General features: G+C 54.8%; 12 protein-coding genes. 5 read left to right on the forward strand and 7 right to left on the reverse strand.

From position 1 onward, the window contains the following. Positions 1-163: 163 nt before the first annotated feature. Positions 164-703, reverse strand: coding sequence for a hypothetical protein (locus KP814_RS23985; protein WP_216739148.1), 540 nt, complete (start codon positions 701-703; stop codon positions 164-166). 29 nt (positions 704-732) lie between these two features. After that, positions 733-1,098 (reverse strand): hypothetical protein, encoded by a 366-nt coding sequence (locus tag KP814_RS23990; protein ID WP_216739149.1) that lies wholly within the window; start codon positions 1,096-1,098, stop codon positions 733-735. A gap of 212 nt (positions 1,099-1,310) precedes the next feature. Here KP814_RS23990 and KP814_RS23995 point away from each other — a divergent pair, with 212 nt between their 5' ends. The 4 genes from KP814_RS23995 (at position 1,311) to KP814_RS24010 (ending at position 4,709) form a co-directional block, all read left to right on the forward strand. Then, complete coding sequence (locus KP814_RS23995; RefSeq protein WP_216739150.1) at positions 1,311-2,051, forward strand: hypothetical protein; 741 nt, start codon at positions 1,311-1,313, stop codon at positions 2,049-2,051. A gap of 92 nt (positions 2,052-2,143) precedes the next feature. Continuing rightward, a complete protein-coding gene (gene chrA, locus KP814_RS24000) occupies positions 2,144-3,355 on the forward strand; it encodes a chromate efflux transporter (RefSeq protein WP_216739151.1) in 1,212 nt (403 codons plus the stop codon). A gap of 96 nt (positions 3,356-3,451) precedes the next feature. Next, positions 3,452-4,189, forward strand: coding sequence for a dienelactone hydrolase family protein (locus KP814_RS24005; RefSeq protein ID WP_216739152.1), 738 nt, complete (start codon positions 3,452-3,454; stop codon positions 4,187-4,189). A 40-nt stretch (positions 4,190-4,229) separates the two neighbouring features. Then, complete coding sequence (locus KP814_RS24010) at positions 4,230-4,709, forward strand: YbhB/YbcL family Raf kinase inhibitor-like protein (RefSeq protein WP_216739153.1); 480 nt, start codon at positions 4,230-4,232, stop codon at positions 4,707-4,709. Here the strand turns inward: KP814_RS24010 and KP814_RS24015 are convergent. The 5 genes from KP814_RS24015 to KP814_RS24035 all read right to left on the reverse strand — a co-directional run bounded on the left by KP814_RS24015 (position 4,706) and on the right by KP814_RS24035 (position 10,082). Beyond that, a complete protein-coding gene (locus KP814_RS24015; RefSeq protein ID WP_216739154.1) occupies positions 4,706-5,452 on the reverse strand; it encodes a class I SAM-dependent methyltransferase in 747 nt (248 codons plus the stop codon). The two genes, KP814_RS24010 and KP814_RS24015, sit on opposite strands and share 4 nt — an antisense overlap. Before the next feature lie 347 nt (positions 5,453-5,799). Next, positions 5,800-6,240, reverse strand: a complete 441-nt coding sequence (locus KP814_RS24020) for a hypothetical protein (RefSeq protein ID WP_216739155.1) — start codon at positions 6,238-6,240, stop codon at positions 5,800-5,802. A 121-nt stretch (positions 6,241-6,361) separates the two neighbouring features. Beyond that, a complete protein-coding gene (locus KP814_RS24025; RefSeq protein WP_216739156.1) occupies positions 6,362-8,146 on the reverse strand; it encodes a carbamoyltransferase C-terminal domain-containing protein in 1,785 nt (594 codons plus the stop codon). 11 nt (positions 8,147-8,157) lie between these two features. Then, the gene (locus KP814_RS24030) at positions 8,158-9,072 is read right to left on the reverse strand and encodes a cupin-like domain-containing protein (RefSeq protein ID WP_216739157.1); all 915 of its coding nucleotides are present in this window, start codon (positions 9,070-9,072) and stop codon (positions 8,158-8,160) included. 110 nt (positions 9,073-9,182) lie between these two features. After that, positions 9,183-10,082, reverse strand: coding sequence for a cupin-like domain-containing protein (locus tag KP814_RS24035; protein WP_216739158.1), 900 nt, complete (start codon positions 10,080-10,082; stop codon positions 9,183-9,185). 476 nt (positions 10,083-10,558) lie between these two features. Between KP814_RS24035 and KP814_RS24040 the strand changes: the two genes are divergently transcribed. After that, positions 10,559-12,235 (forward strand): cyclic peptide export ABC transporter, encoded by a 1,677-nt coding sequence (locus KP814_RS24040; RefSeq protein WP_216739159.1) that lies wholly within the window; start codon positions 10,559-10,561, stop codon positions 12,233-12,235. Positions 12,236-12,284: the final 49 nt, after the last annotated feature.

Below are 12,284 nucleotides of genomic sequence, written 5' to 3' on the forward strand. Positions count from 1 at the left end.
ATCCCCTCTAGCCCACCGATTCCAGTGTAAAACACCCGAAAATCCAAGCTACCCCCTTTACGAAAAACCATGCATGCGCATATACGCTTTCTTCGGGGGCCTGTTATCGCCACAGGCTAGTTCCCAAGTTATTGAATCGCATAATTTTTCAGGAAAAATCACTCTAATCTTCCCAATAAAACAACGCGTCGTACAACTTAAAAGCGCCTTCATTCAACACGGTAGGAACCTTGATCTGGCGAGGTAGCGCCTTATTCAGATCAGATTTATACAAGCGCAACAGCCCAAAGTCTTCCAATATGGGTTGAATCGTCTGAGCCAGCTGTATGACATTCGGCGTGCGAAGCTGATCCAGGCCATTAAAAGAGGGTAGCGAACGAAAACCGGAGGTGGGAACGGGGGCTTCCATCAATACAAAATAAGGCGACAAGCGGCTGAACAGAACTTCCAGCCCCATTTGTTCAGGGGCGTCTTGTCCCTGCGCCGCCTTACCCTGGTAAAAACAGACGTCGACAAATGACGCGTAGCCGGAGCCGTAGTGTTCCCATTCGGCATGAAACTGGGCCATCGTCAATTGCGAAACCCTTGCGCAGACGTACTTATAGTAACTATCGACAGCTCGCTTGTCTCCGTCGCGCCAGGGCGGCGCGTCTGAAATCGGCTGCTGATTAAGTAACCGGGTAATGTGCTCGTCAGTGAACAAAGAATCCTCCCTGGCGACTACGAATTACCTTAACAAGCCAGCGCACCGATGGTTATGGCGTCGCCGGAGAACAGTTGAAAGTTCATGTTCTGACCGGGACACACTTGCTCGCCGGAGTGGCGGTGAATATGAATATCGACGATAGCTTCGCCGTGCACGGAGTTTTTGTCCAGATAATAAAAGTACTTGGACTCCCCTTCTGGCAGCGGAATATTGTCATCGCCGTAATAGGGCCGGATGCTGGCGCTGAAAGCGTTGGCGTATTGCGTCAAGGCCTCGCCCAAGGTGGCGGCGGGGGTTTCAAATGGGGCGTTCTCAACCAGGACGTATTTATCCTGAACGGGACATTTTTCAAAACGATATCTGGGACTTGCCGGACCAATAATTCTGACCATGAATACTTCTGTCTGATTATGAGGAATTGGCGTCGCCACGGGGCTTGGCCGGGTTGCCGAGGCTACTGGATACACCCTAATGCGACAGTCCGCCACGAAACCCGGAGCTGGTTAGCGTTAACGGCCGTATTAAGGTATAACACCCGTGGAGCACAGGGTGAATCGGCCATTTGTCCGTGAATTTACAGAGAGATCCAAGAGGATATTCAGTCGTGAAAGAATTGGAGCAACTTTTAACCGCTTCCGCCATTCAAGACGCCAACTGGGCGTCGGATTTGCTCGCTCACATGTCAACCAATGACGACGACGCTGTCGAAGCCGCGAATGAGGCCTGCAGCGCCATACTCGCCCATCCAGACGCCGTCGCTCACCCACGCTGGCCGGAACTGGTGGAGGCGGCGATCAACGCCTCTCGCGACTTCGAGGACGTAGCGGAGGAAGTCTACGGCGAACGCATTTCTTTCGAAGATGACGAAGGAGGGTTATGTCAGGGGTTCGATGGATACAGCACTACCTACAGCGTCGCTCTGCTGCTTGGCGAGAAAACCACCCGCGCCCACCCACAATGGTTTGATTTGGTCCTCGCGCTGATGGACTTTAGCGACTGTTCCGAGCACCAGGCGCCAGTCGTTGAAGAAACCATATTGCCGGCCATTCTGGATAACTATCCGCAATGGGATCAGTTAATCCCTCATGTACTAGAGTTTGATCCGCACACATTTATTGGGGACCTGTTGCCCCTGCCCCAAGTCCTGTCGCATCCGGATTTAATACAGTGGGTGGAGCCGCTCACAAGCTACCGAATGATGGTGGATGCCGTTGCTCACCCAGACGTGGCGGCCCATGATCGCTGGCGGGAGCTGGCCTTATTAGTTAAAGACGATCCCAGTATTCGCCGCTACAGCGAATACCCCGCATTGCAAAAACTCTTGCGGGAAAGGGGCTTGGAGTAGGTTTGGCATAGTCTGTAAAAGACTCTACTTTGTCATCAAAGCGCAATACAACAGACTTAGCATTTCGCACTTTTTGATTCACAAACGCCGCTATGAACGACCTCTCTGACGCTCCTGCTCAAACCTCCACGACCGGCGATATCTTTCGCGCGTTTTTAAAGCTGGGACTGACGTCTTTTGGCGGGCCGGTGGCGCATCTGGGGTATTTTCGGGATGAGTTCGTCACCCGGCGACGCTGGTTGAGCGAAGAGAGTTACGCCGATCTGGTGGCGTTGTGTCAGTTCCTGCCGGGGCCGGCAAGCAGTCAGGTGGGGTTTGCGTTGGGGATGCGTCGTGGCGGCCTGCAAGGCGCGCTGGCGGCCTGGACCGCTTTTACCTTGCCTTCCGCGTTGTTTCTATTGCTCTTCGCGCTTAGCGCCGACGCATTTGCCGGAGGCATCGGGCAAAGTCTGATCCACGGATTGAAGCTGGTTGCAGTCGCAGTGGTCGCTCAGGCGGTGTGGGGAATGGCGCGCAATCTGTGTCCAGATAGACAGCGCGCCGGTATCGCCCTCGTCGCGGTGATTCTGACCGCCGCCCTGCCCTCGGCCTTCGGACAAATAGGCGTCATTGCGCTTGGCGCCGGAGCGGGCTTGCTTCTTTGCGGTCATGCGCAACGCAAAGTGGAGGAGCATCGGCCGGTGGAGTTTCCTCACGGCAAATCCTACGTGGCGCTGGCGACCTTTTTTCTTTTATTGCTGATTCTGCCTGCGCTTACTCTATCCACCGGTTCCAATGCCCTGGCGCTGTTCGAAGCCTTTTATCGGGCCGGAGCGCTGGTGTTTGGCGGCGGTCATGTGGTGCTGCCTTTGTTGGAGGCCAGCGTGGTCGACACGGGCTGGGTCAGCGCCAACAGTTTCATCGCGGGATATGGCGCTGCGCAGGCGGTTCCCGGGCCGTTGTTTACGTTCGCCGCCTACTTGGGCGCCTCCGTGTCGCTGACGCCAAACGCCCTGCTCGGCGCCGCCATCAGTCTTGTCGCCATTTTCCTGCCTGGTATGCTGCTGGTCGTCGCCGTACTGCCGCACTGGGACCGTTTCCGCCAGCAAACCCGCGCCCAGGCCGCCATGGCGGGCGCCAACGCAGCCGTGGTCGGGTTGCTGGGTTCTGCGCTTTACCATCCTGTATGGACCAGTTCCGTACTGTCGCCAAGTGACTTCGCCATCGCCCTGACCGCGTTCTGCTTATTAACCATCTGGAAACTGGCGCCGTGGAAGGTCGTTATCGCCACCACCGTCGCTGGCGCATGGATTTATTACCTGTAAACCTGATTCTTTCCCGCTTCGTACTAGACTGAGTAGTGTCGCCGGCCAACCCAGCGCCGGCGCGCCTCACAATAAAAACTAATACGGAGACCGGTTATGAGAAAGCCACTACTCACCCTGCTAAGCCTTGTCGTTTCCTGCAGCGCCCTCGCCGCAGGCAAAACCGTCACCTATAAGGTCGACGGCGACGCCTACGAAGGTTATTACGTCAGCCCCGGCAAAGACGCGCCTCTGGTGCTGCTGGTGCACGACTGGGATGGGCTGACCGACTACGAAGTCAAACGTGCGGAAATGTTATCGGACATGGGCTACTCGGTATTCGCCGTCGATCTGTTCGGCGCAGGCGTACGCCCCACCAAAGACGAAGACAAACGCCAGCATACCGGCGAACTTTATAAAGACCGCAATAAAATGCGCAAGCTGTTGCAGGCGTCGCTGGATACCGCGAAATCTGAAGGCGGAAACGTCAACAACGCCGTGGCCATTGGGTACTGTTTCGGCGGCGCGGCGGTATTGGAGATGGCGCGTTCCGGCGCAGATCTGAAAGGTTTCGCCACCTTTCATGGCGGACTGCAAACACCGGACGGTCAGGACTACAGCAAAACCCACGGCCAGCTCCTGATCATGCACGGCAGCGCCGATTCCGCCATTACCATGGACCAGTTCGCAGCCTTGGCCAATGAGCTTGAAAAAAGCGGCGTACGCCACGAAATGATTACTTATAGCGGCGCGCCTCACGCTTTCACGGTATTTGGATCGGATCGATACAGGGAAGATGCGGATAAGAAATCCTGGCGCCGTTTCGGTGAATTTCTCACCAGCGTGACGCAGTAAATCCGTTCAATCAGGAACAGGCTTTTTAGGGAGAGGATTCATGGGATTTGCTTTATCCAACATGCAGCTTACCAGCGCGGTGTTCAGCAATGACGGCCGCATCCCAAGCAAACATACTGGCGAAGGCGAAGATGTCTCGCCGGCGCTATCCTGGTCGGGAGAACCGGCGGGAACGCAGAGCTTCGCCGTGGTCTGTCACGATCCGGATGCGCCCTTGATCGGCGCGAAGGGAACCTACGGCTTTGTGCATTGGGCGTTGTATAACATTCCTTCCAACGTGCACAGTCTTCCGGAAGGCGTCGACGCCTACGCCAGCGGCAGAACGGACTTTGGTAAAACCGGTTATGGCGGCCCCATGCCGCCGCCAGGGCACGGGACTCATCGCTACTACTTCTGGATTCTGGCGCTCAACGCCCAGCTGGATCTGCCGGAAGGACTCACTCTCTGGCAACTGCTGGAGAAAGTGGAGCCCCATGTCATCGGCATGAATCGACTGGTTGGCGTATATAGCCGCGGCTAGCCCCCGTGGCGGCCGGCGAGGATAAATACATCCATCGTCACCGGGCGGGTCTCCACCCCGCCCCAGGCTTCCTTCATTCGGGCGTAACTATCCGCGAAGAAGCTGTCGCCGCGATCTTCCATACAGCGCCGGGTCGCCGACCAGCTATGCAGGTAGGAGAAAAATTCGTCCAGTGTCCAGGGCATGATCAGTTCAAACCGTGGCGTACGAATGGGTTCAAACGGAAAAGGAACCTCTTTGTATTCATTCCACAATAACAGGTTTTGCGGCGCCCAATAGGGTTCGATCACCTGCAACAGACTCTGTTCCAGAACGCCATCCAATTCCATACCAAGATGCGGCCAGCTATAACCCCAGGCCGCAAACAACCCGCCCGGACGCAGCACCCGCTTCACCTCCGGCCAAAACTTCTCATAATCGAACCAGTGCAAGGCCAAAGCGACGCAGACAGCGTCGAAATAATCATCGGGATAACCGGTCTTTTCACAGGGTTGCACGGCGTAGTGAACGCTATGATAGGTCGGCGCGTTTTCAATCTGCGCCGCACTGACGTCACTGGCTTCCACGACGGAAAAATACTCCCGCAAATCAGCCGCCGCCTGCCCATTCCCACAAGCCGCATCCCACACCCGCTCATGCCCGTCGCACGCATCCGCCAACCACTGATACAACGCCTTGGGATAATGCGGCCGCGCCTTCGCGTATATCTCCGCCTTATCATCGAACAGCTTCTGAATATCCATGTCCCCTCATCCTTAACAGTTTGAAAAGCATCAAAGATTCATTAGTGACTATTACTTGTTTGAAGGGAAATCGCAAATGCGCGAGGCAGGATAGTGGTTGGCTAAAGCAGCTTTAAATAACGCTAGAGCTTGTAGTCTTCCGCACAGTAAATATGGCTACCGGATAAGGATATTTTTTCAATGAACGACCGCCGACTGGAATAAAAGGTCGGGTATTTTATGAGGTGAAGCCGTGCATGCCTGGCACAATAATGGGCAGTGTTTTCGGTTGTCGGTCGGATCGCTTACAACCAAGAAGCGGCGCAGGTATCCGCATCAATGCATTGACTACTCAGAAATGAGGCAGATTAGCCACCCAGCACAACTTTCCGCCCCTGAGTCATAACGAAGGTTTTATCCCAGCCGCTCAATAACACATGCGCCTTTCGCAACTGCGCTCCGAGGGTCCGAGGAACCTCTTTGAAAGGCTTACGCGAGAACAGCACGAAGGTTTTAAAATACCGATGCCCATAGGGAGTTCCATCTGCAATCTCGACGTTAGCGCCAGCGGAAAGCTCGTAAGGAATGTCTTCGAAGAAGCGCTCGTAACGATCGCCTTTTTCATCAAGCTCCATCCACAACTCAATCCAACGACAGATCTCCCCTGGCCGCTGAATCCTGATCCGCGGATAGCGTCCCAACGCGCGGCGATTGACATACTCATACCCGGCAACTTCACAGAACCGGTCCACACAAGGCATCACCCGCTGCAGATGTTCATTCAGCTCCTCAAACTGACGCTCGTTCATTTTTCACTCAAATCAATAAATTACATCCAGATTAACAGCTTAATTCAAGCGCATCCGCAGGAGTAGCCATCCCCCGCTCGCACGGGGGATTTTGGTTGTGGATCACAAGCGGATTATTGGATCAAATCCCCACGTTTTCCGGGTAAAGGCTGCCCAGGCTTTTTTCCCACTCTTTTTTCTCATCCACTTTGCTGGGTTCCTGGGCGACGGCGGCTTTTTCTATCAGGCAACCGTCGATGACCAGGGCGTCCAGGGCGCATTCCATGAAGAAGTCGAGGGCTTCTTTGGGGGTTTCTACGATGGGCATGCCTTTCTTGTTGAACGAGGTGTTGAGCAGTACGGAAACGCCAGTGAGTTCGCCAAATTTGTTTAGCAGCCGATAGTAGTTGGGCGACACGGACTCGGTCACCGTCTGCACTCTGGCGGAGCCGTCGGCGTGGACGACGGCGGGGATTTCTTGTTTCCACTCTTGCCGGGTTGGCGCCACCAGAATCATGTAGGGGCTGGGATAGTCGCAGTCAAAATAGACGCCGGCTTTTTCCAGCGGCACGGAGGGTGCGAATGGCCGGAAGTCTTCGCGGAATTTAACGTTGCGGTTGATATGCTCGCGTACGTCCGGGTTACGTGGGTCCGCCAGAATACTGCGGTGTCCCAGGGCGCGCGGCCCAAATTCGGAGCCTTTTTCAAACCAGGCGACCACTTTGCCGGCGGCCAGCAATTCCGCGGTACGATTGATCGCTTCGTCTTCCGGCAGGCGTCGGTAACTGATTTTTCCGGCGTACGTCTGCATGGCGGGATACAGTTCCTCCGCTTCGTAGGACTTGCCGAAATAAGGCGACGCGTCGTGCTTGATCCGCTCCTGCCCCAGCACTTCCAGCCAGCCGTAATAGGCGCAGCCGATAGCCAGACCGTTATCCGCCGCGGCAGGTTGAAAATAGAAATCCTCGAAGCCGGTCTGCTTCAACAGCTTGGCGTTGGCCACCGCATTGAGCGCCACGCCGCCGGCGTATCCCAGGTTTTTGTGGGGTTGATGCTCGAAGCGATGGTTCACCAGATACAACAACGCGCGCTCAATCTCCCGCTGCATCCAATAGGCGATATCCGCGTAGTAGTCGAAATTCTCCGCCAGATCTTCATAGCGAACCCGCGGCCGATCGAAGTGCTTCATCCAGTCATAATTGACGAACACGCGTCCGTCGCGACATTCGAAGGCCTGAAAATCATAAACGCCAGGACGTCCATAAGGCGCCAGCCCCATCAGTTTGCCCGGGTCTTCCATGCCCTGAAACACATACTGGCTCACGCCGGAATACAGCCCACCGATGGAGTGTTTGGTGGTCGGCGGGCACATGGAGTATCCCTTGAGAAAATAGCCGAAAGGAGAGAAATCTTTGTAAACCGGACGCAGCTTTCCTTTCTCGTACAGGTAATAACTGTCCTTTTCGAAGAACAGATGATTATTGTCAGAATCCGGTTGCGGCTCCGGCAGATGAGCGCCGTCGAGATCCAGACAGTCGTCCCAACTGCTGCCGCAGCCATCGATCACCAGCACCGCCATTTCATCAAAGGGACTGGTTCCCACTACGCTGTAGGCATGCGCCAGATGGTGAGAAATGGTGACGGTTTTAACGTGATCCGGAATGATCCGCGGTTGCCCATGAAAGATCTTGTTGCCGCGATCAAAGTTGCTGAAGTTCGCGTTCTGCACCACCACCGCCACATCGTCAAAGCTGATGCCCTCGGCGTCCAGACAATATTGCATCGCCTCGCTGTCGCAAAAACCGTCATGCTTGATGCGGGTGATCCGCTCTTTCTCGATGGCCACGCACACCTCGCCATCTTTTAACAGGCACGCTGAACCGTCATGGGACAGTCCGGTTCCCAGCACATAAATTGGTTTAGACATAAACATTCCTTTTATTCGGTTTTTGTCAGTCGTTTGGGTGCGAACAGCAAGTCATAAAGCAGCTTGCCGGTAGGAGGCGTACTAAATAATCGCTGGTTGTAAGCGCGGCCTAACACACCGTGCCAGAGGAAGTCGCGGAGGATGCGAAACCATAAATGCCGCCCCGCCAGATTCACCCCGCGCGCCTGCTCGGCGATGGTGAGCGGCGCGCCATACCAACAGGACAGCGAGATCGACGGCCCGGGGGACGAAAAGTGATGCCACCAGCCACGGGGGAAAAATAAAATGTCGCCGGGTTGCAGGCGGGCAATCAGGGTTTGCGCCTTGGCGAAGCGGGGATAATGCATCAGATCAGGACGTTCCGGGTCTACCCGACTCTTGGAGATGCAGTCGCCAAAGGGATATAAATTACGCGCTTCCTGCGGAGCCAGCAGGATCGCTTTTTTCTCTCCGTAAACCTGCACGAACAGGTTGTCCATATTGTCGTAATGCAGTCCCGAGCGGGTCTTGGAGCCGATCCAGAGACTGGTGAAGTTCAGCCCTGGAGGAATAAACTGCTGGTAGCAATAATCCTCCTCCAGACCGCTAAAAGAGTGCACGTCGGTCTGGTCGACATAACAGGCGTCGCCCGTCTCCAGAATGTCGATAAACTCGCTCAGGTACATCTCTCTGCGGTGATGTTTTTCGGTGCTGAAATAGGGAGCGCCATAGGCGGGCAACTGCAAGGACGGGCGCACTTGTTGCGAGGCGAAACGTCGTCGAAAGTAATCCGGCGTCCATTTCTCCAGCGCCGGCCACGCCAGCGCGCCTCCGCTCAGAATCACCGGTCGCGATGACTCCTGACATAACGCGGCGAACCTTTCACTGTCCTCTGCATCCAGACGTTCCACCTCGGACTGCAAGCCGTAACTCTTTTCCTTGTTCATGACAGGCATCTCCTTGGGAAGAGATTTTATTGGGGGCGTGGCGGAAGATACGACAGAGCGACGACGGAGCCTCAGGCGATCATCCTGATAACCCCGTCGCGTTCTAACCCCTAAACCACATCAGCCGGTCTGCGCAAACCGTCGATAACGCCATTAACGGTCATCAGACCCAGTTGGGACAGGTACAGCGCCAGTCCCAGTTTATTGCTGGTCAAACGGGAGAACGGCTTGACCCGCCAGAAGCGATTGACCGAGCAGGTGTAGAAATCCTTGCCGATGCTGGACAGTTCATGCCACCAGTACACGGGGATGAACAGCACCTCGCCTTTACGCAGCACCAGCTCGATTTTGTGTTTCATGGCTTCCCGCAGTTTCGGGTAGGCGTCGTAATCCGGCTTCGCCACGTAGACCTTGCTGAACCAGGGCGCAGCGGGGCTGCCGTATAGTGAGAAGGGATACAGGTTTTCACTTTGTTCCGGCGGAAACAGCACCACTTTCTTGGCGCCGTGCAGCATCAGCACCGTGCCCTCCCCGCAATCCCAATGCAACGGTTCGGTGTGGCCGCTGGGCCCCAGCCAGAGGAACATGTCCGTGGCTTTCTGCATATCGCAACGCTCGGAAATATTACCCAGCGCGCCTCGCAGCACATTGGCCAGCGGCGTATCGCCGATGGCGACCTGTCCCATGTAATGATTGTTCTTGCGCGCGTAATCGCTGGTCAGCTGCAATGCATAATCAGCGAGTTTCATCTCCTGATAATCGCAGTATTTGCTCCATTCCGATTTGGGCTTGTTGAAGTGTCCAGGGCCGTAGCAGCGCACGGGAAATTTACGATCGCCAACCTCGCGACACATAAATTCAAGGGACCAGTTTTTGGCGTCGTTCAGAGCGCCGGTGATGATCAGGGGGCGACTTTTGCGCCGGTATTCCGAGTGAAACAATTGGGGGGTGATTTGAGAGATATCCAGACGATCAACGGGACACGCCTCGACGTCAGCAAGTTTTTCCATGTCGCTTATCAACTTTTATCTTGTTGTTATATGAGGTTACCTCCGCACGTTTTTGGCGCCCATACGTGCGGCTGCGACAGCCCTTGTTGAACTCCCTGACGGGCTGCGCCCTGCTCTGGAGGGGCTTCCCGGAAAAATTAATTTTTCCTTCTAAATCAGTCCTTTCTATAAATTTTGGACCAGACGGGACGCCCCCTGCGCGAGCAAGGTAGCGATAAGTATAGTTAAGCGAGAAAAAATCGGTAGCGGATTCTCAGAAAATATTTTTCCGCGCGCGCAAGTGCAGGAAATATTAGAAATATCGGCGCAAAGCTCCTAGAATGATTTCGCACACTATGGAAGGGTGATCGAAAAACAGGAAAATGCTGTATTTACAGGGCTTTGTCCGCTCTCTATCTATTCTTCCCCCAGCACCCGTCTGACAGAAATACAAAAAGAATCCCTTATCACCCGGACATGGGCGGTCGCTGCGTTATATGGAATTTCTGAACTTTATTAAACGGGAACACGCGGACTTCAATTATTACGCGCTGGCGATGGTGGTGGTCAGCGGTATGCTCAACGGCGTCATCGCCGTCATCGTTATTCACGCCGCGCAACACGCCGCCCCCCATGAACTGAACTTCCGCTACCTGCTGATGTTCGCCGTCGCCCTCGCCGCATTCTGGCTCAGCAAACGCTATACCCTCAATTACAACACCACCCAGGTGGAGCATGTCCTTGAGCGCATCCGCACCCGCATCGCCGATAAGATCCGCAAAACGGATCTGCGCGCGTTTGAGAAAGTGGGCCGCGGTCGTATGTATTCAGTGTTGAACACGGAAACCCTGACGCTGTCGCAATATACGCCCTTCATTATCAACGCCATCGGCTCTTTTGTGATGGTGATATTCGCGCTGATGTTCATTGCTTATGTGTCCACCACCGCCCTGCTCCTCACCGTGCTGACCACTGCGCTCTGTCTGCTTTATTTTTTCGCTCGTCAGCGCGTATTGCACCGTAAGCTGCACATGGCGTCGGAGAAGCAGAATGAGTATTTCGACGCTCTTGGCGAACTGTTGGACGGCTTCAAGGAGCTGAAGATCAACCCGTCGAAAAGCAACTGTTTCTACCAGGAGCGTTTGCTGCCGCTCTCCAACAGTATGGAGACGCTGAAAATAGAAACCGGTCTGGCGTACAACAACCTCAACGTCTTCACCCAGAGTTTCACCTTTATTCTGATGGCGTCCATCATCTTCCTGATTCCGATGATCAGCGCCTCTTCCACAGAGAGCATTCCCAAGCTGGCGGCCATCATGCTGTTCGTCATCGGCCCCTTGAGCGAAATCGTCGGCGTGGCGCCATTGATCGCCAAAAGCAACGTGGCCATCGTCAATATTCAGCGTCTGGAGACAGAGCTGGACGGTTTGCGCAGCATGGAATCGGACCAACTGACGCACTTCTCCGATGAGGACGCCCTCGCACAGAATCAGGAAGCGCCGTTCCAGGAAATTCGCTGCGATCACCTCAAATTCAGCTACAACGAAAACGGACAGCCAGGCCCGGGACAAGCCAAAGGCTTTACCGTCGGGCCTATCGATCTGACGATCAAACGGGGCGAGATCATCTTCATGATCGGCGGCAACGGCAGCGGCAAGTCCACCTTTCTCAAGCTGCTGACGGCGCTATACCAACCCGATACCGGCAGTATTTTGCTGGACGGAAGCCCCCTGCACGCCAACAACATGCTGCAATACCGCAGCCTGTATTCCGTCATCTTTTCCGACTTCCATTTGTTCAAGCATCTGTATGGCGTGGACGTCAAAGATCGCAGCAAAGTGAAGCGCCTGCTGGAGCTGATGAAACTGTCAGAGCGTTGCCAGATCAAGGACAACGAAATCAGCGACATCAAGCTGTCCACCGGCCAGAAGAAACGTATGGCGCTGATTGTGTCCTTGCTGGAGGACAAACAGATCTATGTTTTCGATGAATGGGCGGCGGATCAGGACCCGGATTTCCGGCGCTATTTCTATGAGACCATCCTTCCCGAAATGAAGGCGCAGGGTAAAACCATTATCGCGGCCACCCACGACGATCATTATTTCGATATCGCTGACCGGGTGATCAAACTCGACGCTGGCAAAATAATCACAAATCCTAGTCTGCACATTTAACTCTCCAGCGTCAGGAGAGTGCGGACGTTTGGTTCAAGAAGGGACTTTT

It is taken from the genome of Hahella sp. HN01 (assembly GCF_018986435.1).
GTDB lineage: Bacteria > Pseudomonadota > Gammaproteobacteria > Pseudomonadales > Oleiphilaceae > Hahella.